Origin of the sequence: Streptomyces sp. NPDC005566 (genome assembly GCF_040605575.1) — a bacterium.
Lineage (GTDB): Bacteria > Actinomycetota > Actinomycetes > Streptomycetales > Streptomycetaceae > Streptomyces.
The window spans coordinates 210,294-234,274 of sequence record NZ_JBEXDB010000006.1; the positions used below are offsets into that span (position 1 = coordinate 210,294).

Annotated in this window: 18 protein-coding genes and 4 pseudogenes; 10 read left to right on the forward strand and 12 right to left on the reverse strand. The window is 68.7% G+C overall.

The genetic code is table 11. The features are described from left to right. Window positions 1–88 precede the first annotated feature (88 nt). A pseudogene (locus ABZS61_RS11795) lies at window positions 89–1,248 on the forward strand (IS3 family transposase). A 127-nt stretch (window positions 1,249–1,375) separates the two neighbouring features. Here the strand turns inward: ABZS61_RS11795 and ABZS61_RS11800 are convergent. The 3 genes and pseudogenes from ABZS61_RS11800 to ABZS61_RS11810 all read right to left on the reverse strand — a co-directional run. Further along, window positions 1,376–1,522 (reverse strand): annotated as a pseudogene (locus ABZS61_RS11800) (transposase); the annotation flags it as partial. Between the two features lie 62 nt (window positions 1,523–1,584). After that, a complete protein-coding gene (locus ABZS61_RS11805) occupies window positions 1,585–5,040 on the reverse strand; it encodes a discoidin domain-containing protein (RefSeq protein WP_356418131.1) in 3,456 nt (1,151 codons plus the stop codon). 188 nt (window positions 5,041–5,228) lie between these two features. Then, window positions 5,229–5,792 carry a QsdR family transcriptional regulator gene (locus ABZS61_RS11810; RefSeq protein ID WP_356418133.1) on the reverse strand — a complete coding sequence of 188 codons (564 nt, stop codon included), beginning with the start codon at window positions 5,790–5,792 and terminating at the stop codon, window positions 5,229–5,231. Window positions 5,793–5,852: 60 nt separating this feature from the next. On the opposite strand from ABZS61_RS11810, the gene ABZS61_RS11815 reads away from it, so the two are divergent. Beyond that, window positions 5,853–6,830, forward strand: a complete 978-nt coding sequence (locus tag ABZS61_RS11815; protein WP_356418134.1) for a DUF1295 domain-containing protein — start codon at window positions 5,853–5,855, stop codon at window positions 6,828–6,830. A 73-nt stretch (window positions 6,831–6,903) separates the two neighbouring features. Here the strand turns inward: ABZS61_RS11815 and ABZS61_RS11820 are convergent, their stop codons facing one another. Next, window positions 6,904–7,440, reverse strand: coding sequence for an XRE family transcriptional regulator (locus ABZS61_RS11820; RefSeq protein ID WP_356418136.1), 537 nt, complete (start codon window positions 7,438–7,440; stop codon window positions 6,904–6,906). 203 nt (window positions 7,441–7,643) lie between these two features. Between ABZS61_RS11820 and ABZS61_RS11825 the strand changes: the two genes are divergently transcribed. The 5 genes from ABZS61_RS11825 (at window position 7,644) to ABZS61_RS11845 (ending at window position 13,653) form a co-directional block, all read left to right on the forward strand. Beyond that, entirely contained in the window at window positions 7,644–8,993 is a 1,350-nt protein-coding gene (locus tag ABZS61_RS11825; protein ID WP_356418138.1) for an MFS transporter, read from the forward strand. 110 nt (window positions 8,994–9,103) lie between these two features. Continuing rightward, on the forward strand, window positions 9,104–10,327 hold the full coding sequence (locus tag ABZS61_RS11830) for an amidohydrolase family protein (protein ID WP_356418140.1): 1,224 nt from the start codon (window positions 9,104–9,106) through the stop codon (window positions 10,325–10,327). A 71-nt stretch (window positions 10,328–10,398) separates the two neighbouring features. Beyond that, on the forward strand, window positions 10,399–10,818 hold the full coding sequence (locus ABZS61_RS11835; protein WP_356418142.1) for a nuclear transport factor 2 family protein: 420 nt from the start codon (window positions 10,399–10,401) through the stop codon (window positions 10,816–10,818). A 367-nt stretch (window positions 10,819–11,185) separates the two neighbouring features. After that, the gene (locus tag ABZS61_RS11840; RefSeq protein WP_356418144.1) at window positions 11,186–11,314 is read left to right on the forward strand and encodes a hypothetical protein; all 129 of its coding nucleotides are present in this window, start codon (window positions 11,186–11,188) and stop codon (window positions 11,312–11,314) included. Between the two features lie 188 nt (window positions 11,315–11,502). Further along, window positions 11,503–13,653 carry an MMPL family transporter gene (locus ABZS61_RS11845; RefSeq protein WP_356418146.1) on the forward strand — a complete coding sequence of 717 codons (2,151 nt, stop codon included), beginning with the start codon at window positions 11,503–11,505 and terminating at the stop codon, window positions 13,651–13,653. Window positions 13,654–13,861: 208 nt separating this feature from the next. On the opposite strand, the gene ABZS61_RS11850 is transcribed toward ABZS61_RS11845, so the two are convergent. The 4 genes and pseudogenes from ABZS61_RS11850 to ABZS61_RS11865 form a co-directional block, all read right to left on the reverse strand. After that, window positions 13,862–15,313: a HAMP domain-containing sensor histidine kinase gene (locus ABZS61_RS11850; protein ID WP_356418148.1), complete on the reverse strand. Its 1,452-nt coding sequence runs from the start codon at window positions 15,311–15,313 to the stop codon at window positions 13,862–13,864. Further along, window positions 15,310–16,002 carry a response regulator transcription factor gene (locus ABZS61_RS11855; protein WP_356418150.1) on the reverse strand — a complete coding sequence of 231 codons (693 nt, stop codon included), beginning with the start codon at window positions 16,000–16,002 and terminating at the stop codon, window positions 15,310–15,312. The genes ABZS61_RS11850 and ABZS61_RS11855 overlap by 4 nt, the downstream gene beginning before the upstream one ends. Window positions 16,003–16,584: 582 nt before the next feature. Continuing rightward, window positions 16,585–17,538 (reverse strand): hypothetical protein, encoded by a 954-nt coding sequence (locus ABZS61_RS11860; RefSeq protein WP_356418152.1) that lies wholly within the window; start codon window positions 17,536–17,538, stop codon window positions 16,585–16,587. 173 nt (window positions 17,539–17,711) lie between these two features. Further along, window positions 17,712–17,795, reverse strand: a pseudogene (locus tag ABZS61_RS11865) (transposase); the annotation flags it as partial. A 10-nt stretch (window positions 17,796–17,805) separates the two neighbouring features. Here ABZS61_RS11865 and ABZS61_RS11870 point away from each other — a divergent pair. Further along, complete coding sequence (locus tag ABZS61_RS11870; RefSeq protein ID WP_356418453.1) at window positions 17,806–18,228, forward strand: transposase family protein; 423 nt, start codon at window positions 17,806–17,808, stop codon at window positions 18,226–18,228. Window positions 18,229–18,329: 101 nt separating this feature from the next. Next, complete coding sequence (locus ABZS61_RS11875; RefSeq protein ID WP_356418154.1) at window positions 18,330–19,112, forward strand: transposase; 783 nt, start codon at window positions 18,330–18,332, stop codon at window positions 19,110–19,112. Window positions 19,113–19,138: 26 nt separating this feature from the next. Here ABZS61_RS11875 and ABZS61_RS11880 read toward each other — a convergent pair whose 3' ends face one another. After that, entirely contained in the window at window positions 19,139–19,594 is a 456-nt protein-coding gene (locus ABZS61_RS11880) for a phosphoribosyltransferase family protein (protein WP_356418156.1), read from the reverse strand. A 387-nt stretch (window positions 19,595–19,981) separates the two neighbouring features. Between ABZS61_RS11880 and ABZS61_RS11885 the strand changes: the two are divergent. Beyond that, a pseudogene (locus tag ABZS61_RS11885) lies at window positions 19,982–20,197 on the forward strand (ThuA domain-containing protein); the annotation flags it as partial. A gap of 83 nt (window positions 20,198–20,280) precedes the next feature. Here ABZS61_RS11885 and ABZS61_RS11890 read toward each other — a convergent pair. The 3 genes from ABZS61_RS11890 to xylB all read right to left on the reverse strand — a co-directional run bounded on the left by ABZS61_RS11890 (window position 20,281) and on the right by xylB (window position 23,962). Then, window positions 20,281–21,132: a hypothetical protein gene (locus ABZS61_RS11890; RefSeq protein WP_356418158.1), complete on the reverse strand. Its 852-nt coding sequence runs from the start codon at window positions 21,130–21,132 to the stop codon at window positions 20,281–20,283. Then, window positions 21,132–22,409 (reverse strand): VWA domain-containing protein, encoded by a 1,278-nt coding sequence (locus tag ABZS61_RS11895; protein ID WP_356418160.1) that lies wholly within the window; start codon window positions 22,407–22,409, stop codon window positions 21,132–21,134. Before ABZS61_RS11895 ends, ABZS61_RS11890 begins: the two co-directional genes overlap by 1 nt. Before the next feature lie 71 nt (window positions 22,410–22,480). Beyond that, a complete protein-coding gene (gene xylB, locus ABZS61_RS11900; RefSeq protein WP_356418162.1) occupies window positions 22,481–23,962 on the reverse strand; it encodes a xylulokinase in 1,482 nt (493 codons plus the stop codon). Between the last annotated feature and the right edge of the window lie 19 nt (window positions 23,963–23,981).

Genomic DNA, 23,981 nt, shown 5'->3' on the forward strand with positions numbered 1-23,981 from the left:
CAGTGTTGGGTGACAGGTTGACCTGCCCTACCTCTCGGGTTCCATTTCTGGTAGCTAACTGACAGCCCTTCACGAAAGGCTGGCAGTCATGCCTCGTCCCTATCCTCCGGAGTTCCGTGCACGTGCCATCGCTCTGGTCCGTGCCGGCAAGCAGGCCAAGCAGACCGCGCTCGAGCTCGCCATCCATCCCGTCACGTTGTCGAAGTGGTTGCGTCAGGACGACGTGGACAAGGGGCGGCGGCCGGGCACGCCGTCGAGCGAGTCTGCTGAGTTGCGGGCGGCTCGTCGGCGGATCCGTGAACTTGAAACCGAACTGGGAATCGTCCGGCAGGCGGCGAAGTTCCTCGGTGAGGACAAGCCCCGCCCGAAAGGCTCTACCCGGTGATCGACCGACTCGTCGGTGCCGGGGCTCCGGTCGACAGATGCTGCCGGATCCTCGGGGTCGCGCGGCAGTCCTACTACAAACACAAGCGCACCTCCAGCACACCCAGGCAGCTGCGTCGCGAGTGGCTGACGGGCCTCATCCGCGAGGTCCACGTCGCGCCCCGAGGCACCTACGGCTACCGCAGGATCCACGCCGAGCTCACCATGGCCATGGGCATCAAGGTGTGCGAGCGGACCGTCTCGGTCCTGATGACGCAGGCCGGGATCTACGGACTACCCGGGCCCACCCGGGTTAGACGTCTGCGTGGCGTCGCTACAGCCGAGGACCTGGTCAACCGGAAGTTCCATCGGCTACGGCCCAACGAACTATGGGTCACCGACATCACCCAGCACCGGACCCGGGAAGGGTGGCTCTACTGTGCCGCGGTACTCGATGCCTACAGCCGCAGGATCGTCGGCTGGTCCATCGACTCCCGTCAGGACTCTACGCTCGTGGTCAACGCCCTCGACATGGCCATCCGCAACCGTCGACCCGAACCCGGCGGCATTGTCCACGCCGACCACGGCCCTCAATTCACCTCCTGGGTCTTCGGTGAAAGGATCCGTTCCGCCGGCCTGCTGCCCTCCTTCGGCACGGTCGGCGACGGGCTGGACAACGCGATGATGGAGAGCTTCTGGTCCTCCATGCAGATCGAGCTACTCAACCGCAAGCGGTGGAAGACCAGAGTCGAACTGGCCAACGCGATCTTCGAGTACATCGAAATCTTCCACAACCGGCAGAGACGCCACTCAGCACCGGGCTACCGCACGCCGATCGAGTACGAACTACTCTCCGAGAACGACACTGTCCTCGCCGCCAGTTAGCCACCGAGGCAGGAATCCAAACAGTGGGGCAGGTCAAGATGTCACCCGATCGTGCGGCAGACCCGTCTGGCGGTTTCGGTAGGCATGCCAGCGCAAGGTCGAGGGGCCAGTCAGCACGGTCGTCTTCAGCAAGCCGGCCGGGCAAGTCGGCCAGCACACTGTAGTGGAAGCCGGGATCGTTCAGCTCCATGGCCATGGAGTGCTTGAAGTCGATGCGACAGCAGACAGCCTCGGCGGCCTGCCGGTCCGACAGTCCGAGCAGGAACTGCAGCAGGAGACACGCGCGTGCGCCAGTCCGGCAGGAGCCTGGGGCCGGAGCACGCGCGTGAGGCTTTCCTACAAGGCTTTCAGCGACCAGGAGTCGATGTTGACGGCGCCGTCACTTTGTCCGGTGCAAGTCAGACCTATCGGCAACAGGCCTTCCGGCAGATCCACGGTCACCTCGGCCGTGCTCCAGGTGTCCCAGTTCGCCGTAACGGGGAACGATACCGTGATCGGCGAGGCGCCCGGTACGGCGAGCGTCATGGTGCGAGTCTTCGCCTCGTACGGTTCTGCGGCCCCACCGAGGGAGTTGGCGTAACGGATCGCCAGCGTGTATCTGCCGGCGGTGGGGGCGTTGAACTGGGTGATGAATCCTGCCCCCGCGCTGAGCAGCCCATCGACGAATCCCGCGCCCGTGTAGCCCTTGTGGTCCGTGTTGACGCCGCCCGAACCAGTGAGCGCGGCTTTCTCGGCCTCACAGGTTTCGCCGGGGGTGCAGGGGTCGACCACGGTGAGTGTGGCGGTGGCGCGGTCAGTGACCGTCTGGCCGCGCTGCTCGCGGACGGCCGTGACGGCGAGGGTCGATTCGCCGGGGGCCGCATCGGCCGGTGCGGCGATCTGCCACTCGACGTCGACGGTTGCTCCGGGTGCGATTTTCTCGAATGTATCGGCGCCCTGAGGGGTGGGCTTCCAGCTGTCCGGAACCTCCAGTGCCAGCTTCACATGGTGCGCTGCGGTCCTGCTGAGGTTGGTGTACTTCGCTACCACGGTGGTGGTCTTGTCCACCTCTGTGGTGTCCTGCGCGGGCTCCACCTCAACGGTGGCGGCGTAGCGGCCGCCGCCGACGGCGAATTCGGCGATGCGCGGGATGTCACTCCCGTCGGCGCCGGTGAAATGCAGGCGTACGAATCGGGCGTTCACCGCGGAGAAGCGGATCCGGTCGGCGCCGGCGCGGGGCTCGACCGTCTGCCTCGTCGTCCAGGTCCTCCCATTGGGCGAGGTCTGCACTTCGTAGCCGAAGACGCCCTTGCCGGCCCGTGACACGGAGGCACCGGCCACCCGCTGCGTGCTGCCCAGGTCGACCGTGAGGTCTGCCTGCGGCTTCTCGGCCACCCAGGCCGTGCTGCTGTTGCCGTCCACAGCCGCAGCCGGGTAGTAGCCGCTTTCGGCAGAGTCGGACGTCGCGGACTTGCAGCGTGCGATGTTTCCGGTCGGGTCGAGATCCGGGCGTGCGGTGGCAAGTCGTACAGGTGCCCGGTGTGACAGCCGCATCTTTCCATCAGGTGTTTCGATGGTCATGGAGGGGCCGCTGTTCAGAGTCACAGTGGTGGCCTTCGGGCCGATGGTGATCGACAGTTCGCGCCCTTGCCACTTCACTTCGCTGATCCGGACTCCATCGGAGAGCTGGGGGGGCAGCGTGGGGGCGAGACGAAGGCTGTCGGTTCCCCAGCGCAGACCCGCCAAGCCGTAGGGGAATGTCTGGAGGAATCCGCCTGCCCCGGTGAGGAAGGTGAAGGCGGGGGCTCCCGCGTTGTCACCCGCCTTGTCGCCGCGCGCCTCGGAGAACTGGGCGTACGGCTCACGGATGAACGGCTGCACCGACCGGAGGAGGTAGGTGTAGGCCACACAGCCTGGATCGCCGATCGCGGCGGCGGCGATCATGTGAACCGAGTCCGTCATGGCCGGGCCCTCGGGGTCGGTGCGGGCCGCGAAGTAGTTGAGGTCGTTGCGCGCGACGGTTTTGGGCATCGGCCAGTTGTACGGGTACTGCATCAGCACCGTGTCCGCCTGCTTGACCTTCTGTCCGGCGTAACCCTCGTATTCGGGATGGGTGTCAGTCGCACTGTCGAGGGGGATTCTCAGCTTGCCGGCGATCGTGGACCACTGGGCCGGGGCGTCGGATCCGAGGGCTGCGGCTGCCTCGGTCGCGATCTTCAGGGTGGTCGCCGCGCCCGCGTTGGTGGAGACGTTGTCATCGCCGTGCGAGTACTCGTCGGCGCCCGCCACGCCTCTCACGCTATAGCTGCCGTCGTTGTTCGCGGCGACCCGGGACGCCCAGAACTGTGCGAGTGCCTTGATGACGGGCCAGCCAGTGGACTTCAGCCACGTCTTGTCGCCTGTGGCCTGGAAATACTGCCACTGGGAGAGGGCGATGTCGCTCTGCAGGTGAGCCTGAGTGCCGTAGCAGGGGCCGACACCGGTGCAGTCACCCGTCAGGGCCGAAGTCCACGGATACAGAGCGCCCTTGAAGCCACCGCCTGCCGCGTTCCGCTTGGCTTGTCCCAGGGTGCGGTAGCGGTAGTCGACGATCGACTTGGCGAGTTCGGGGTGGCCGGCAAGCAGGGCGGGGAACATCCAGGTGTCGGCGTCCCAGTAGACCTGCCCCGCGTAGGTGTCGCTGGTCAGCCCGGTCGGGGCCAGCGACCAGGACTGGCCCTCGCGCACACTGGAGAGGAGCGAGTAGTAGCTGCCGTTGAGCCAGCCTTGCATGCGGTCTTGACCGGGCACGGTGACACCCGCGTCCCACAGCTTCGCCCAGGCATTGGTGTGCTCGGCAAGGATCTTGTCCCAGCCGTCACCGGCCGCCGCGGTGGCGGCCTTCAGGGCGTCCCGCTGGGGAGCGTTGCTCGTCTGCTCGGTGTCCGTACCTACGAACTTGGTGAACTCATATGAATGCCCCGCCGTTACGGGAAAGGCGACGCGCTGCCCGGCGGTGAGATCGTGCGGCGCGGTTGCCGTGGTCGATTCCGGCCTCACTCGCTCGGAGTGGGTCAGGGTGGACGCCAACGTGCCTGCGATGTTGTTGCCGTCGGTCACGAAGGAGACGTGGGCGGTCGAGGTACCCGAGTCGAAGCCGGCGCTGGTCTGCTTCAGCCTTCGCGCACCGGCACCGTCCAGCAGGTCGGTGACGGAGGCGGTACCGGACCAGCGGGGCGTGACCGTCAGCCGGACTGCGCCGACATGCGCGCGTTCGCGGTCGGCGAGCACCTCGTAGGTGAGGTCGGTCGTACGTCCCGTGACGGAGAGCCAGGATGTGCTGGTGGTGACCAGCGCACGCCTCACGTCCAGTTCCTGCCTGTAGGACGTCAGCGTGCTGTTCGGCGCCGCCGCATAACTGTCCTTGCCCTGGCCGTCGGTGGCGAAGTCCAGAGTTGACCAGGTCGGCAGAGCCGCGGCGAACTCGTCTGCCCCTTGCTTCGCGAACAGCCCCGCGACCTGGGACCCGTCGTAGCGAGGCGTGTAGAGGGGCGAGCCGGTCGGGCCACCACTGGAGTAGTAGCCCATCCCCTTGGCCGGTATCCGTTGCGAGAAGTAGCCATTGCCCACGTACGGATGGGCGTCGTACGCGTCGTCGGGCGTGTCCGTGGCCATGTGCCACGGGTCGGTCTTCGCGCTCTCCCCCGCCGGCTGGGCGCCGCCCACCGGAGCGTGCCGGTCCTGGCCGAGGGCCGTTGCCGGCAGGGCGAGTGTCAGGGGCAGCGCCGCCGCGGCGAAGCACAGAGCGGTGCGGCCCCCACGTCCCAGTCTCATGAAACCTCCATGGTTTGTGCGCGAAAATGATTGATGCATCCCAGCTTCGAACAGCGAGATGCATCTAAACAGTGAAGGACTTGGCGGTCCAGGGGGCCGACTGTGTAAATTACTTATGCACTCAAGCGGCGAGGGGCTGCCCCGTACACCCTGCTGCGGGGGCGGCTCCGGGGCCGTTCACTCGAGTTTCAGCGCAGGAGTCTGCGGATGACCACGGCGGCTGCGGCGAGGTCGGCCGGTTCGCCGGTGATCAGTTCACGGTAGTAGAAGGACTCCGACACCCGGGTGACGGCGTAGGCGAGGGTGGGTGCGTCGATGTCCTGCGGTTCGCCGATCTCCTGCCGGATGAGACGAGTGAGCGTGGCGATGATGCGGCCTTCCATGACCCCATTGCTTGACGTCATGACGCGAAGCGCGGTTTCAGCGTGCTCAGCCACGAAGCGGCGCATGGAAGGCATTTGGGCACTGGCACGGAGTACGGCGTGGACGAGGTCGGCGACACCTTCGGCGCCGCTTCCCCGGAAGTGCGGGTACACCCGGCCGAATTCCGTGGTCGCGATGGACCAGATCGCCTCTCCCAGGAGTCGGTCACGGTCACCGTACCGCCGGTACAGAGTGGCTCGGCCGATGCCGACCTCGACGGCCAGTGCCCGGGCGTCGACCCAGCCGTCACGGCGGAACATCGCGACCGCTGCGAGCAGCACCGCGTCGTCCCCGGGGAAGGGAGGCGGAATCTCTTGCGATGGAGACATCATAAGCCTAGTGTCTCACCGAGACACCTGCTCATGTGTGTCTCAGGTAAGGAGTTCTCCGTGGCAACCGTGAGGCGCGCGGCGCCGTTCGTGATCTACGTCGCACTGTTTGCGGCGCTCGCGTTCCAGCCTGATCTCAGACGGTTCGTGGTCGTCAACCTGGCGATTCAGCTTGGTCTCTTCGTCGTGGGCGCGTGCCTGCCGGCCTACCGTACCGGCTTCATGTCCTACGTAGATGTCGCGTGGCCATGGGGCCTGGCGGCGCTCGGTGTCCAGATCCTGGTGTTCGGCGACCCCGGGTCGCCCGCGGTCCTTGCGACCGCGGGAATCTACTTGCTCATGGGTCTGCGCATGGGCGTCTGGGCGATGCGCTTCATGGTGCTGACCCGGCTGCCGGTCGAGCTGCCGCGCTACCGGTATCAACGGCGTCGCTGGGAGCGGGACGGATTTCGGAACGAGAAGGTGTCCCTGCAGGTGGAGATCATGGTGCAGTGCGGCGCCAACGTCTCCGTGCTCGCGATCCCGGCGGCCCTCGTCGTCGCCGATACCTCGGGCTCGCTCGGGCCCGTCGGTATCGCTGCGATTGTGCTGTGGGCGCTGTCCTGGGGCTTCGAGACGACGGCTGACCGACAGAAGGCCCGTTTCGTCAAACTCGGCCGACGCGACGGTAGTCACCTCACCTGTGACGTCGGATTGTGGCAGTTCAGCCGACACCCCAACTACTTCGGGCAGTGGATGCAGTGGAACTGCCTGATCGCGCTTTCGCTGTCCTGGCTCACGCACCGATGGCCGGAAGGTCATCTCGCCTCTGGTCTGCTCACCGCGTTCGGCCTGGCCTGGATCTCGTGGACCATGTACCACACGCTCATCTATTACACGGGCGCTGTCCCGGCTGAACACTTCAGCCTGAGGAAGCGTCCTGACTACCGCACGTATCAGCGCACGACGAACCGGTTCTTCCCCGGTCCCCGGCGCGCCGGTCAACCCGACTTGTTCAACCGGGCGCCCCGCGATCGCGCGGTGAGCGATTCCCCCTGACGCCCGCCCCTCGCGAGGCGGGCGCCCGTCTCGGTCGTACTCCTGCGCCCGCCCTGCGGGGCAGGGGGTGCAGTCAGGGGTTTGGTGGCGTCACCGACACGAGGAACTCGACGGGCGAATCGGAGTCGTTGCGGTAGCGGTGCGCCTGGCGTGCGTCGAACGTGATCGCCTCTCCTGTGTCGACGAGGTGGGAGTCCGCGCCGAGGTCGACAGTGAGGGTGCCCTTGACCACGACGGCGCATTCCAGTGAGGAGTGGGCCCACAGTTCGTCGGCCGTGGTCTCCCCGGGCCCCAGGACGCCCCGGAGTACTTCCATCTGGCCGTTGCTCGGCGTCAGGCGCTCATAGCGGAGCTTTCCCCGCGGCCCAGTGATGGTGGAGCGCGCACCGGGGCGGCTCACCCATACCGGCGGGCTGTGCTGGTCGTCGAACAGCGACGAGACGGACTCACCGAAGAACTCGGCGAGGCGCCTGAGGGTGGCCAGGCTCGGCTCAGTCACATCACGTTCGATCTGGCTGAGCAGTGTGGCCGACACCCCGGTCTCGGCGGCGAGAGAGCGCAGGCTCATACCGCGCTGGGTTCGAAGCATTCGCAATTGCTGACTGATCATGACCTTTGTATAGCCTCACTGCACGGTTGAATGTGTATATGCCGCCAACCAGGCAGTATCCCGGCACGACGTAAAGCTTGACTGCACACTCGTGGTCGCTTAGCGTCCGGACGACCAGTGGAGCGGCGGATGCGGAACATCGGCGCAGCCCTTCCTGTTGCCCTTCCCTCACGAGTGATCACGAGCTGGCTAGGAGTCTACGTATGGCCGTTCCGGCAAAAATCGAATCGGTGGACGGCCGGTCGCTGCGCCGAGTCGTGGTGTCCAGCGCGGTTGGCACCGCCATGGAGTGGTACGACTTCTTCCTGTACGTCGCAGGCGGCACCCTGCTGTTCGACAAGCTCTTCTTCCCCCAGCTGAGCTCCGCCGTCGGAACCATGGCCGCCCTCGGGACACTGGCCGTCGGTTCGCTGAGCAAGCCACTGGGCGGGCTGGTCTTCGGCCACATCGGCGACCGGGTCGGAAGGAAGGCCACCCTGGTGATGACCCTCCTGATCATGGGAGTAGCGACCACGGCGGTTGGTTTGCTGCCGACCGCAGCGGTCCTCGGCATCTGGGCGCCTGTGCTCCTCATCGTTCTGCGATTCATCCAGGGACTCGCCGCAGGAGGTGAGTGGGGTGGCTCGGTGCTTCTGGTGGCCGAGCACACGCCGGCCGACCGCCGAGGGTTCTTCACGAGCATGACCCAGTCCGGCATCGCGCTGGGCTTCCTCTCTGCCACAGGGATCTTTGCTCTGTTCTCGGGCGTCCTGACGCAACACCAGTTCGAAACTTGGGGCTGGCGCATCCCCTTCCTTGCCAGCATCCTGCTCGTCGCCCTCGGCCTCTTCATGCGGCTGAAGGTCGACGAGACGCCCGAGTTCACCGCGCTCCAGGCACAGGGCAAAGCGGAGCGCGCTCCCATCGCCGAGGTCCTCCGCGACCACCGCAAGAGCTCCCTCGTCACGATCGGAGCCAGGCTCGGAGAGTCCGGATTCTCCTCGCTCGTGCAACTCGCTGTGCTCGTCTACGGCGTCGACGAGCTTGGAATCAGTCCGACCGTTGCGCTGCTGGCCCTGATGATCGGATTCGGCGTCGAAATGATCACCATGGTCGCCTTCGGCTGGCTCAGTGACCGGATCGGCCGGAGACCCGTCTACATGGTGGGCGCGGTGTCAGCAGCCCTTCTGGCCTTTCCCCTCATATGGATGCTCGGCACCAAGGACGGCGTGTTCCTCGTCCTGGCGGTGACGCTGGCCTTCGGAATAGGTCACGCGGGGATGATCGGAGTCGTTCCCAGCTTCTTCACCGAGCTCTTCCCCGCCAACCTTCGCTACAGCGGGATGTCGGTCAACCTGATCTCGGGCGGAATCACAGCGGTCTTCCCGCTGGCCATCTCCGCCCTGATCCTTTGGGCCGGCGGCTCGCTGTGGCCCATCGCTGGACTCACCGTGCTCATCTGCCTTGTCGGCCTGGCATCCGTGTACTGGGCGGACGAGACCCACCGCCCCACTCACCCCGACACCCCCGCCGCTGAACCGGCCACCGACGTGCCGGTCGGCTCAACGCGCTGAGAAGTCACTCCTCCGCTCACCTGCACCGGGACGCCTGACTTGTCCCCTTGCATAACGGCTGCGTGGCCGTAACCCCATGCGCAACACCCGCACAGCACAGGAGAACCAGCATGCGTACACAGCAGACCGACTTGGTCATCGCCGGAGCCCGGATCTTCGACGGGCGGTCGGACCGGGCCGCCGAAAACCAGGCCGTTTGGATGAGCGGCGGCCGCATCCGACGGGTGGGCCCCGCGGTCGACGTACTGCGCGAGGCAACCGCCACGGAATCACCCCGCATCGTCGAAGCCAACGGCGACACCGTAGTGCCCGGCCTGGTCAACATGCATGTCCACCTCGACCTTGCCCTGCCCGGCGACCTGGCCCGAGTCGCGATGCTCAACGAGGCCGAACTCGCCCTGCACATGGCCGAGGAAGCCCGTCTGACGCTGCTCGCCGGTGTCACCACCGTACGGCTGACCGGCACCTACAACCACGTCGACTTCTCTCTGCGCAACTCGATCGAGGCGGGCCGCACCCTCGGGCCGCGCATCCGTACCGCCGGACAACTCGTCTGCTCGACCGGAGGACACGGATGGCAGCGCAGTCTGGAGGCAGACGGTCCCGCCGAGTTCGCACGAGCCGTACGCGAGCAGATCAAGCACGGCGCGGACTTCATCAAGCTGGCCCTGTCCGGCGGGATGGCCGGCGAACACGAGAAGGTCACCACATCGCAGCTGCGCGAGGACGAGCTAGACGCGGTCCTTGAGGTCGCGCACGCGTGGGGACGCAAGGTGACCACACACGCCGGCCCCGCCGGCCCCACCCTGGAAGCCGTCCGACGCGGCATCGACTGCGTGGAGCACGGTTACGAGCTCACCGACGAGCTGTGCCGGCTAATGATCGAACGGGACGTCACCTACGTCCCCACCATCACCGTGACCCGCTGCAGGGAGTTCTTCGAGCGCCACAACATGCCCAGGTGGATGCAGGACCGCGCCCTCGCCTGGGGAGACCGCCACTGGGAAAGCCTTGAGAACGCGATCCGTCACGGGGTCACCATCGCCATGGGCAGCGACATGCCGCCGCACGCGGAGTTCGACGGGACATCTGCGACGGTACGCGAGCTCGAGTTCATGGTCGAGGCCGGCATGACACCGCAGGCCGCCCTCGTTGCCGCCACCTCGACCGGAGCCCGATGGCTGGGACTTGAGGAGGAGATCGGCTGCGTACGGGAAGGCGCGTACGCGGACCTCCTCCTCGTGCAGGGTGACCCGCTTGCCGACATCTCGGCGATGCGTGACCTGCGCATGGTCGTCAAGGACGGCAACCCCGTCCTCGATCAGCAGCCGTAACAACCCCTGCAAGCAGACCTGCTCCGGTATTCGGAAAGACGGACCACACCATTAACGCGGAGGAAATGACGATGAGTTCGGAACACGACGTGGCCTCCCTGATACAGGGCCTCTATCAGGAACTGGGCAACTGGCAGGCGTTTCGGCAGCGCCTTGATCCGCATGTGACCGTGTGGGAGAGCGACGCAGAGCAGCTGCTCCACGGCACAGCTCAGGTCGAGGAGTTGCGTGGACGGCGCCGGGCAGCCTTCACCGCCGCCGACGTGCCCCTGTCCGTGAAGCCCGAGAACGTGATCATCGACGTCTGGGCGGACGGAGCCGTGGCGCGGTACATCCTCCGTGCGGTCTACCCGTCGACGGAGTCGGACCGCTGCTACCGAGTGACCGATGTCCTGCGCTGCGGCGACGCGGGATGGCACATCGTCCACCACCACTCGGAGGCGCTCTCCCCGCGTGACAGGGCCTCGGTCACCACACCCACCTCCGGCTGACCCCGCTTCCCGACCTCGCCCACCGACCATGGGGGGTGAGGTCGTCAGGGTCCGCACGCGGTGGCCGGTGTCGCATGGACACGAAACTGTCGGCGGCCACATTCTCAGGGTGCCCGGCATCTTAGACCGTGTCCTATGTGGGGTTGGCTCGTTGGGGGCTGATTCAGAGGACGGGACCGAAGTAGGGGCCCCGGGAAGTCTCGGGCCGCGCCCGTCACATGGAGCGGGGCCCAGCCGGCCCGCGACGCACCCTGAGTCATGTTCTCCGCGGCGGCGTGGATAGCGGTCTGCTGCTTGCCTGCACTGCTCGGCTGGGCCGGAGCCGATACGGCCATGCCGAGAAGTTTTGCTGTCAGGCTACGGGCGGTTGGCTGGAGGGGGTGGCCTGGTCGGCAGGCTGATCCAGTTGCTGCTGGCGGCGCCGCTGCTCGTTGCGGCGGTCTTCAACCCGCAGGGTGAACAGCTTCAGCGCCTCGCCCTCCCGGCCGCCAGTTAGTCACCGAGACTGGAGCCCAAACGGTGGGGCAGGTCAAGATGTCACCCGATCGTGCGGCAGACCCATCACACCCACCCGGTGCACGACGTCGCGCCAGTTACTTCACGGGCTCTAACGGTCGTCTCAGGTTCGCTCCGTAGAAGTAGGCATCCAGATAAGCGATGTAACCCGTATGTAGGAGGCTAGTGATGGCAGTCAACGCAGCGCCGTCCGGGGAAGCGCCGGCCGGTCGGTTGGCAGGCCGGTGGGTGCCGTGGTTGGTGATTGGCTTGTGGCTGGTGCTGGCGGTGTTCATGGTGCCGCTGAGCGGAAAGTTGAGTTCGGTCACCACCGACAGCGCCGTAGACACCCTGCCGGCCAATGCCGAGTCCACCAAGGTGGCGGTGCTGGACGACAGTCTCCCCGGCGGTGACGACAACACGTTCGTCTTCGTGTACCACCGCGCCGACGACATGACCGACGCCGACCGCGCGACGGTCGAGCGCCACTACAACACCCTTGCCAAGCGGTACCCGCCGAAGGTGGCGACCCCGGCCGGCGGCGATGACGAGGGCCCATCGACGAGACCCTCCACCGACGGCAAGGCGATGATGTTCACCCTCGAGGTGAGCACGGCCTACGGCGCACCGGAGGACATCGTCGGCCCGTTGCGTGACGCCGCGAAGGACCGCCCCTCGGGCCTGGAACTCGACGTGACCGGCCCGGGCGCGATCGACGGCGACATGGATGCCGTCTTCGACGGCATCGACGTGCAGGTTCTCCTCACCACCATCGTCGTCGTCACGCTCCTGCTCATCCTCACCTACCGCAGCCCGGTGTTGTGGATCATCCCGCTGGTGGCCGTCGGCGCGGCGGCACTGACCTCGATGGGGACCGTCTACCTGCTCGTCAAGGGCTTCGGCATCGTGGTCAATGATCAGAACTCGGCGCTGCTGACGATCCTGGTATTCGGCGTCGGCACGGACTACGCGCTGTTGCTCATCGCTCGATATCGGGAGGCACTGCACCACCATGAGAACGTCCAGGTCGCGATGGTCCACGCGCTACGCGGCGCGGCGCCGGCCATCGTCGCGTCCGCGGCGACCGTGGTCGCCGGCCTGCTCTGCCTGCTCGTCGCGGACCTGAACAGCACCAGCGGGTTGGGACCGATCGGTGCGGCCGGCATCCTGTGCGCGCTGGTGGCCATGCTGACGCTGTTCCCGGCGGTGCTCGTGGTGCTCGGCAGGCGGATCTTCTGGCCGGCCATCCCGCGGTTCAGCACGGCCGTAGAGGAGAAGCCGGGGCTGTGGGGACGGCTCGGCACCGCCATCAGCCGGCGCCGGTGGGTGGCGACGCTCGGCTCGCTCGGAGTCCTCGGGGTGCTCGCCCTCGGGCTGGCGGGCAACACCGGCGCGCTGCGGGAGCAGGACCAGTTCCTGTCCGCGCCGGAGTCGGTCACCGGCTTCACCGTTCTCCGCCAGCACTTCCCGGAGCTGGGCGGCCAGCCCATAACGATCTTCACGCGGCCGGCGCACCAGGAGCGGGTGCTCGACATTGTCAAGGGCACTCGCGGTGTGGCCCTGGCCGTTCCGGAGCAGACCAGCCGTGGCTGGGCCAACATCTCAGTGTTCCCGAAGGACGCGCCGGACACCGTCGCAGAGTACGACACGATCAAGCGGGTGCGCACCGCCGTGCACGCGGTGAGCGGGGCGGAGGCGATCGTCGGCGGGCCGAGTGCGGAGAACCTCGACACCGAGGTGACCACCAAGCGCGACGAGAAGCTGGTGATCCCGCTGGTGCTCGCCGTCGTCCTGATCGTCCTCGGGCTGCTGCTGCGCGCGATCGTGGCCCCCCTGGTCCTGATGGCCACCGTGATCGTCTCATTCGCCGCGGCCTTCGGCGGCAGCGTGTTCGTCTTCGACACGATCCTCGGGTTCAAGGGCGTCGACTATTCGGTGCCGCTGCTGGCATTCCTGTTCCTGGTGGCGCTCGGCGTCGACTACAACATCTTCCTGGCCAGCCGGGCCCGGGAGGAGACCGTGCGTCTCGGCGCCAGAGAGGGCATGCTCAAGGCCCTCTCGGCCACCGGTGGCGTCATCACCTCGGCAGGCCTGGTCCTGGCGGCCACGTTCGCGGTCCTCGCCACACTTCCGCTGGTGATGCTGATCGAGGTCGGGTTCCTGGTCGCCTTCGGCGTGCTGCTCGACGCCCTGCTGGTGCGGTCGGTCCTGGTGCCCGCCCTCACCTTGCTGATCGGCCGGCGGATGTGGTGGCCGAGCCGGCTGTCCCGTCCAGCGGCGGAGCTGCCGGACGGTCAACAGCCGCTCGCCGACGACGAGGAGCCCGCGCTGCAACGGTGAGCCGGCGGCACGGACGAGATCCGGGACGGGAACCCAGGGCCCCCCGTCCCGGACCTTTTCATGGGCCCGACGGTCGCGGCCCTTTGGTCCTGCGCCACGCGCCGGGACTGGGGTCGGCGCATCGCGGCGTTCGGCCCCGACGGTGAGTCGCGCGGGGCCATGCCCGAGGGCCGCCGTCCCTTGTTCTGCGCCGCGCAGCCGGGGCGGGTCAGCGCGCCGCGGTGTCCTCCCCGGCGGTGAGCCGCACGATCGGGGCGGGCGGGGCCTCGGCCGGAAGGTCGACCCGAAGCAGCGCTCCACCGCGTGCGGAGCGGGCGACGGTGGCCCGGCCGCCGTGGGCGTCGACGACCCGCTGCACGATCGACAGCCCCAGACCGGATCCCGGCAACGCCCGGGCGCTGTCGGCACGGTAGAACCGGTCGAACACCCGCGGTACATCGGCGGCGTCGATGCCCGGCCCGGCGTCGTCGACCTCAAGCACCGCCGACGCGCCCTCGGCACGGAGCCGGACCTGGACCGGCTGGTCCGCGGGGGACCACTTGCCGGCGTTGTCGATGAGGTTGAGTACCGCCCGCTGGAGCGCAGCGGGACGCCCGCTCACCCACACGGAGGTCACGTCGAGCGCGACCTCGATGTCGGGAACGCGGGAACGTGCCCGCGTCGCGGCGGCAACCACCACGTCGGCGAGGTCGAGCAGCTCGGTGTTCTCGTCGCTGACGTCACCGCGCGCCAGGTCGGTCAGCTCGGCGGCAAGGGTGCTCAACTCGGCTACCTGGGCGCCGAGATCGTTGAGCAGCCGGGTCCGGCTCTCCGTCGGCAGTGCGCTGTCCAGGGTGCCGCGCCGATCGAGCCGGATCAGCAGCTCGGCATTGAGGCGCAAGCTGGTGAGCGGGGTCTTGAGCTCGTGGGCGGCGTCCTCGGCGAGCAGCCGCTGGGCCCGCCGGGAGTCCCGGAGCGCGGCGAGCATGTCGTTGATCGACTGGATCAGCCGCCGGATCTCCCCACCGCCCTCATCCGGGATGTCGGCGTCGAGATCCCGGGTGTGCGCGACACGTACCGCGGCGGCGGTCAGCCGGTCGATCGGTGCCAGCCCGGTCCGCGCCACGGTCCGCCCGACAAGGGCGCCGCCGACCACGCAGAGCAGCCCGATCAGCAGCATGCCCAACCCGAACCTGTTGATCGGGCTGTCGTCGACGACGAGGGCCACCTGGACCGCGCCCTCGCCCGCCCGCAGGGTGTAGATGAGGTAGCCGTCGTCGTCGCTGTCGTTCGACTCCATCAGGTCGGCCGACGCGCCCTGCGCCACGCGCCCGGCGTGCTCGCTGACCGGGGGCAGCGCGGGTTGGCCGCCCGGTGTCCGGATCGAGCCGTCGGGCAGGATGACCCGCACCAGCCGACCGGATCCGGGATACGGCGGTAGCTGGACCTGCGCCAGACCGGCGCGCTCCGCGTTCGTCGCCAGGACGCGGGAGTCGGCGCGCAGCTGATTCTCGGCGCTGTCCTGCAGCTCCCAGTCCAGTAGCTCGCTGGCCACCTGGAAGGCCACGAACACGCTGACCGCGATGGCCGTCGCGGCGATCACCGTCAGCCTGGTCCGCAGGGACCGCCGGCGCCACCATCGGGTCAGCCGGCGCGGTTCCCGGCCGGCGGGCCTGCTCACGGAGGAGTCTCCCGCATCGCGTATCCCAGGCCGCGCAGCGTGTAGATCAATCGCGGCTCACCCTCGGCCTCCATCTTGCGGCGCAGATAGCTCACGTATACCTGGAGGTTGTTGGCGGTGGCGCTCATGTCGAAGCCCCAGATCGCCTCGAACAGCGCGTCGCGGGTCAAGACCCGGGTCGCGTTGCGCACGAGGACCTGCAGGAGGGAGAACTCGGTCCGGGTCAGGCGCAGCGGCCGCCCGCCCCGCCACGCCTCGAACCTGTCGGGATCGAGCCGGACGTCGGCGAACGACAGGATCTGCGACTCCCCGTCGGTCGGCGTGCGCCGGCGCAGCAGGGCCCGCACCCGGGCCAGCAACTCCTCGGTGGCGAACGGCTTGGGCAGGTAGTCGTCGGCACCCGCGTCCAGCCCCGCGACCCGGTCGGAGACCTGGTCACGGGCGGTCAGCATCAGCACCGGCAGATCCCGACCCGCGGCCCGCAACCGCCGGCAGGTCTCCAACCCGCCGAGGCGGGGCATCATCACGTCGAGGATCAGCAGATCCAGCGTGTCACCGCCGGCCCCACCGACCCCGTCGAGCACGGCGAGACCGTTGGCGACGGTGCTGGTGTCGTAACCCTCGACCTGGAGCACTCGCTCCAGCGACTCACGGATGGCCACTTCATCATCCGCGATCATGATCCGCACGCCGGCCCGCCCCCTTCCAGTCGATGCTTTTGCCGCTCATTGTCCACGATCAACCTGAGGCCAGGATTAGCGCGTCGCCGCGGTGGTGCCCGCGGGCCGTGCGGCGCCGGGCCGGCCTGCTTCGGCTCGGTGGCCGCAGCATCGGAACAGGCGGCGCAATCGCCCTGGCAGGCGGCGCTTCCCGCCGGCTGGATTCTCACCTGGCACCCGCCTACATCCCCGGTCTCCGTCCCGAACACCTGATATGCCCGCGTCACCCGATGTGGGCGTTCAGTCCGCGCCTTGGTCGTCCTCGTCCAGCTCGGGCGCGTCCGGGTCGCGCAGCGGGCGTAGGCACCGGGGCGGTATGGAGGGGGTCAAGCTGTGGCGGCCCAGGCCCCAGAACATCGGGGTGAGGCCGCGGCGGTCGGCGGGATGCGCCGCGCGGCCCCTGCCCCGAGTGCCGTAAACGGGATTCCACGTCGCCGGAGGCAGGTGAAGCAAGGTGCCTTGTCCGGGGATGCCGGCATCGGCCGCACCGGAAAAACTCCTTCAGCACCGTTGGGTCGGGGGGCGAGACCGGCGAGGACGGGGGATCCCTGGTTACTGGAAGCTGAGCCGGTGCGGGTGAGCCGGATCGGTGGGGCAGGTGTGTACGCGCATCAGGCCGCGGCCGAGGTAGACGTCGGTCGGGTTGGTGGCGTGGGGGTCGCCGCCGGCGTCCCGGTCCTCGATCGGCAGCCAGCTGCGTGAGGCTCCGTCACACTCCCATGTGGCCACGGTGAGAAGGGGCGGCATCGCTGCCCCGCACACCCCGCAGTCGACCGGAGCGGGGTCGGTCAGGTGCCATGAAGCAAAGCCGCCGACCTTCCAGCCAGGAGCGATCGACAGATCGCTCATGTAGTTGATCTCCTCAGGCTCCGCAGCTTGGGCCACGGCCATCGCCTCTGCGTACTCCTCATACGTCGCGTAGCTCGCTGACGAGGGCGGTTCGACCTCGTCTTCCTCTTCCTCGTCGAGGAGACCCTCCTCCCACTCGTCGATCTCCTCCTGGAGTTCCTCCTCCAGCAGCCCGAGGTACTCGTGCTCCACGACGCGCTCAGGGTGCACGACGCACATGTTCGGCACGCATTCCTTCCGGCCGACCACCGGCGGTTCGGGCTGCGGCGTGAGTACGGCGCCGACACCGGTGGACCGTCGCCACTTCAGTACGACGTCGATTGTGCGGTCGGCGCCGTGCACCTCGAAGGGGCACCAGAAGACCTGCAGAAGGTCGTGGTCCTCGGGTCCCACGAGATCGGGAATCTCCCGTGCGTACAGCTGGGCAACGGCCAGCATCGGCAGCGGGGCACGCTCCTGCAGTTCCGGGACGTGATTGCCCTCGGTCATCCCCTCGATCAGGCGCTGTTCCTCGTCGGTGTACTCCCGTTCCCGGGCGTTCTCCTGGATTCGGCGGAGCTGCCGCACATCGGAGAGGAGGTGGCCTGTGCCCTTCGGGTGGACGGCCTTGCACACCGGCCACGGTTCGTCGGCCGGCCAGAGCAGAGGGCCCGCCACCGAGCTGTCCTGGGCCCCGGGAGAGCCGTGACGGGGGTGCAGCCGTGTGGTTGTGCGCCGGTGGGCTGCCAGGGCAGGGAAAGCCGCTTCTACGTGGAGGGGACGTGGCGGGGTGGTGCGGGTCATGAGGGAGCCTCTTCCCAATAAGCACGCACCGCAGGGCCTTACGCACGTCCGATCCGAACGGGCCTGGCGATATTCCGGCGCAGGTGATCGACCAGTTTACGGACCGACCAGCGGGTGAAGGGCTTGCCCAGCGCGGTGGAGGTGAACGACGAAGGGGTACGCGTCGAGGCCCGGTGTACTGCGGTCGGGGCTGCGTGTCCGGACTGTGGCAGTCGTTCGAGCCGAATTCACAGCTCCTACCTGCGTTTTCCTGCCGATGTCTCAAGCGGGGGACAGCGGGTGGTCCTCTGTCTGCGGGTCCGACGGTTCTTCTGTCGGGACGCTTCGTGCGGAAGGCGGACATTCGTCGAGCAGATGCCGGGGCTGACCAGGCGGCGTAGCCGGTGGACCGAGCGACTGCGTTCGACGTTCGCGGCGATCGGTCTGGCCCTCGCCGGCCGGGCCGGTGCCCGGCTGGCACGGGTCTTTGGCGCGTCCGTCAGCCGCAGCACGATCTTGCGTCTGCTCGACACGTTGCCCGACCCGGACGCGCCGGCCCCGCGGGTGGTCGGTGTCGATGATTAGGCGACGCGCAAAGGGCGGGTCTACGGCACGGTGCTGGTCGACTGCGAGACCCGTCGGCCGGTGGACCTGTTGCCTGACCGGGAGGCGTCCAGCCTGGCCGAGTGGCTGGCGAAGCGACCTCGATCTCGCCGTGGCAGAGCGACCGGTTCGCCAACCGCATCCGAGCCAGGCACGCCACCGTCCACGCGCTGCTGGAAGCCGGCCGTAGCCGCCGCTCGATCGGACGACAGCTCCACATGACCCATCGCACCGTCAAAGGCCTTGCCGACGCCGCCAGGCCCGAAGATCTCTTCCGCGGGCAGTGGCAGTACAACCGGACCTCCGCCCTGGACGAGTACAAGCCCTACCTGGACGACCGCTGGAACGACGGCTGCACCAACGCCTGGAAGCTCTGGGAAGAGATCGTCCCGCGCGGCTACCTGGGCAGTTACGGCATTGTCAGCGCCTACATCAGAAGGAAGCGCACCTCGCCTCGCCCGGTGACCGCACAGCCGCCGGCACCCCGGGTGGTGACCAGGTGGATCCTCAACCGCCCGGAATCCCTCACCGAAATCGAACCACTCCGGCTCAGAGCTGTCCTGGCCAACTGTGCCGAACTCGACGCCCTTACCGGCCACGTTCGGTCCTTCGCCCGGATGCTCGCCGAGCGCCAGGGCGAACGGCTCCCACAGTGGCTGCACGCCGTCCGCCAAGACGACTTGCCCAGCCTGCACACCCTGGCCGCAGGCATCGACCGCGACCGGGACGCCGTCATCGCCGGCCTCACACTGCCCTGGAGCTCCGGCGTCGTCGAAGGACACGTCAACCGCATCAAAATGCTCAAGCGGCAGATGTTCGGCCGCGCGGGCTGCTCTCTCCTTCGGAAACGAGTCCTCCTCGCCTGACTGACCCATGCGGATGCCTCTTTGCCTCAGACTGCGGTTCTCAGATCATCCGCAGTCAGCAGTGCCAGCAGTTGGATTCGCTCGGCCGCAAGCGCCTCAGCCCCGCCCTGCTGGCGGTCGATGACGCAGAGTGCCTCGCGGACGTCTGCCCCCAGAGCACGCAAGTCGGTGGTGGACAGCACAACCTGACCACCGCTGGTGACCACGTCTTCCACGACCAGCACTCGCCGCCCGGCGATGTCCGCGCCTTCAGCCAGGCGGCACGTTCCATATGACTTGGCCTGCTTGCGGACAAAGGCGCAGGGAAGGCCGGTATGCCGGCCGAGCGCGGTGACCACCGGGATACCACCCATCTCGAGGCCAGCCAGCACCTCAGTGTCCTTCGGTACGAGCGTGACCATCGCCTGGGCAATGGAATCGAGGAGGACAGGGTCGCTCTCGAAACGGTACTTATCGAAGTACCCAGTGCCCACCACAAGCACGAGATCCTCAAGGCGTTCGCGGACGAGTTCTCCGATCCCACCGGCAACGACGACAAGGACCTGCTGACGCTCAGCAGAACGCTGGAGGTCCAGGTCGGCCAGCCGTCGACTTCTACGACGAGCCCTTGGTCGGCCGCTGGCGCAAGGGTGCCGTAAGGCATGAGCAGCGCGGCTGGCTGGTCCGCGGGCACAGTGTGGACGGGCACGACTTCATTCCGGCCTGGCTCAGCCAGGGCTACTGCTCACTCTCCTGGCGGGAGGTCACGGAGATTGCCTCCGGAGCCACCAGGCAGCAGGTCCGGCAGGCGGTTGCCGAGGCGATGCCCGAGGCCACCGTCCAGCTGCATGGGGCGGCCGCCTATCAGCTTGTGACAGTGAATCCAGTACGAGTGGTACGACTTCCGGGCCGTCCCGCGCGACACCGTGCGGGTGCTGGCCTCCGCCGACGAGTCCTCGTACGAAGGAGGGGGCATGGGCGCGGACCACCCGCTCGTCTGGACCCATGAGCACGGCGGTGCCCGGGTCTTCTACACCGCCCTCGGGCACACCCGCGAGGCGTACCGCGACGCGGCCTTCTGGGCCCATCTCCTCGGCGGACTGAGCCAGGTGATGCCCGGACACGCCGGAGGGCCGCCGACCGGGGCACAGAGCCCGGCCGACAGCCCTCCGGCTGGGGCAGCAAAGGGTCAGACGCCCGGCGGAACCCGGGACGGACGCCCGCGGCCACGGGTCAGGCCGTAGCCGAACACGCCTGCCAGCGCGGCGAGTACGGCGCCGCCCGCCGTCCACAGCCAGCGGTCGGTCCACCAGCCGGAGGCCCAGCCGTCCTCCGGCTCGCTGCCGAGCGAGACCCGGGGCGAGTCCGTGTCGTCGCCCGTGTCGGCGGCCTGTTCGACGGAGGACGCGCCCGGCACGAGAGGTTCGGCGAGTTCGCCGCCCACGTCGTGCGCGCCGCCACTGTCGACGGAGGTGACCTCGGTCTCGGCGTGGACCGGCAGGCCCAGGTCCTCCTCGGCCGCCCGGACGACCGTCAGGCGTACGTAGTAGCTTCCGGGCAGCGGGTCGTCCGCCCACGGCTCGGACCAGGCCCGAACCGTACGCAGCACACACGACAGCTCGACGGATGCCGCGTCCGCCGCGGCCTTCCTGGTCTGGTGGCCGTACATGCAGGCCTGGCGGCGGCGCAGCCCGTCGTACACGTCGACCTGCCAGGTCGACGCACCGTGCCGGGCCGCGCTCTCGGGCAGGGTGATCTTCGCCCGGACAGTGGGTCGTTGACCGGTGTCGGCCGGGAACACCCAGTACAGGTAGTCACCCGTGGAGGCGTCCGCGGTGGCGGTCATGTCCTGCTGGATCGCGGTGGCGGTACGGAACGTGGTGCCCGCCTCGGTCGGCCCGGCCTCGCCGTCCTCGGCGGGGCTCGCGCTCGCCGACGGGTCGTCGGCGAGGGCACCGCCCGCCGAGGTGAACAGGGTGACGCCGGCGAGCAGCGCGACCGCACAGCCGCGCAACACGGTGTTCCTGCGGGTGGTACGCATCAGTTGGTCCTCCATACGGCGACGCGCCAGCGTGAGATCAAGCCGGTCAGCAGGCCCGCGACCAGCCCGGTCAGGACCATGACGCCCAGCAGCCACCAGCCACGGCCGAGTCCGAACGCGGCCGCGTCGGCTGCGCCGTCGGGCGCGGCCACCAGGTCGATGGTCAGTTCGACGGGCATGCCGGGGGTGGTCTTCACGGACGCGGGCGCCGAGAAGGAGTTGCTGAGCTGGAGGCAGACGGTCTCGGCGGCGGGCTTCACGTCGCCGTCCGTGTCGTCCTGTTCGGCCTTCGGATAGCGCAGGCCGGAAGAGATCACGTCCGTACGTCCTGTGCCGGACCCGGCGCCCCGGACGATCTCGCGCCCGTGCGCGGTCACCGCCCGCAGCAGCACGCCGTAGTCGTTGTTGACGGCACGGTCCGCGGCCACGCTCACCGAGGCACGCAGCTCCTCACCGGGCAGCACGTCCACCCGGTACCAGCGGTGCTTCCCGAACTCCTGGCGGTCGGTGTACAGACCGGCCTTCAGCTGGGGTGCCGCGGAGCAGTTGCCCGCGCCCTCGGTCGCCACCGGGGTGACGACGGGCTCGGCGGCCCGGTCCACCAACTGTTTGACGCGCCCGGAGAGTTCGTCGGTGTGCTGAACGGCCGTGTAGGTTCCGCCGGTGGCCTCGGCGATGCAGGTCAGCTGCTGCCTGATCTTGGCATTGGGCACCAGGCCCAGCGTGTCGATGACCAGGTGGATTCCACGGGCCGCGATGTCCCGCGCGACCTCGCACGGGTCGAGCGGGCCGCAGGTGTCCTCGCCGTCGGTGATCAGGACGATGCGCCGGGTGGAGTCACCGCCTTCGAGGTCGTCGGCCGCGCCGAGCAGGGCGGGGCCGATCGGGGTCCAGCCGGTCGGCGCCAGTGTGGCGACCGCGGCCTTGGCCTCGGTGCGGTCCAGGGGCCCGACCGGGTAGAGCTGCTTGGTGTCCTTGCAGCCGGTCTTCCGGTCGTCGCCCGGGTAGTCGGCGCCGAGCGTCCGGATGCCGAGCTGCACCTCCTCGGGAACCGCGTCGAGCACGTCGTTGAACGCCTGCTTGGCGGCGGATATCCGGGACTGGCCGTCGATGTCGCGGGCACGCATGGAACCGCTGACGTCAAGGACCAGTTCGACCTTGGGCGACGCGGGGGAGGAGGGTTCGTCGGCGGCGGCAGGGAGCGCGGTGCCGAGCCCGGCGGCCAGGGTGGCGAGCAGCACGCACACCCCGGCCTTCAGCCGTTTTCTTGTGATCATCGCCGGATCCTATTGAAGATCCGCAGTCATCCCCAAAAGCAGTCCCCGGGACGCCGTTTCACGTCCCGGGCTCAGCCCCCGAGCAGCGGCTCCGACGCTCGATCCAGCACCGAGCCGACCCGCTCCCACGTCTCCGTATCGCGTTCCACGGCCGGGAGTTGCGTGTCCTCGGCCTTCTCGTTCCAGCGGGTCGCCACCGCGACCGGGTCGCCGCCGCCGGCCGCCGACGCGGCGAGGGCCGCGGCGCCGAGTGCGACCAGTTCGCCACTGCCGGGCACGATCAGAGGCCGCCCGGAGAGGCGGCGTACCGTCTCCACCCAGGTGCGGCCCTGGGCGCCGCCGCCGATGAGCCGCAGCGGCCGGCCGGCGACATCGGGGTCGGCCGGGTCCAGACCGCACGACCGCAGCAGTTCGTCGAGCGCGCGCAGCACGGTGAACGCCGCGCCCTCGTAGGCGGCGCCCAGCAGTTGCTGCGGGGTGGTGTCGTGCCGGAGCCCCGTCAGGAGACCGGACGCGGTGGGCAGATCCGGGGTGCGTTCGCCGTCCAGGTAGGGAAGGAGCACGGCCGCGCCGCCCGGCGTCGCGTCATCGCGGTGCAGACCGAGCAGGGTGGCGACCTTGTCGACGGCGAGGGTGCAGTTGAGGGTGCAGGCCAGCGGGAGGTACGTGCCGTCCGCCGCGGCGAACCCGGAGAGGGCCGTGGACGCGGGCCGGGCACGGGACGCGGCGAAGACCGTGCCGGAGGTGCCGAGACTGAGGACGGGGTGGTCCAGGAGGCCGGCGCCGCCGAGGCCGAGACCGACTGCGGCGGCCATGTTGTCACCCGTACCGGCTGCGACGGCGATCCCGGCCGGAAGGCCCAGGGACTCCGCCGCGGCAGCGGTCAGCGAGCCGATCCGGGTCGCGCCGGTGGCGGCGACCGGGGGCAGCAGCGAGGCGTCCAGGCCGAGCAGGTCGAGCAGCTCGGCGTCGTACGCGCCGGTGGCGGTCGAGTACCAGAGGGTGCCGGAGGCGTCGCCCGGGTCCGTCGCCGCCGTGCCCGCGAGCCGCTCGGTCAGGAAGTCGTGCGGCAGCCGTACGGCCGTGGCCGCGGCCGCGTTCGCCGGATCGTTCTCGCGCAGCCACTGCCACTTGGACGCGGTCATCGCCGCAACCGGCACGGAGCCGGTGCGGGCGGTCCAGGCCTCGGGTCCGCCGAGGGCGGTGGTGAGGGCGGCGGCCTGCGGGGCGGAGCGGGTGTCGTTCCACAGCAGGGCCGGGCGGAGCGGGCGGCCGGTCTCGTCGAGCACGACCAGGCCGTGCTGTTGTCCGGCCACGGCGATACCGGTGACGGCGGACGCGGAGAGCCCGGACTCCTTGAGCCCGGCGGCGACGGCGTCGCAGAGTGCCCGCCACCAGACCTCGGGGTCGCTCTCGCGCGCCCCGCCCTCTCCGGTGACCACGTGCGGGGCACGGCCGACGGCGAGCAGCTCGCCCGTCTCGGCGTCGGTGACGGCCGCCTTGGTGGACTGGGTGGAGCTGTCCACGCCGATGACGACGGTACGCGGCGGCATGGGCTACCTCTTCTCGTGC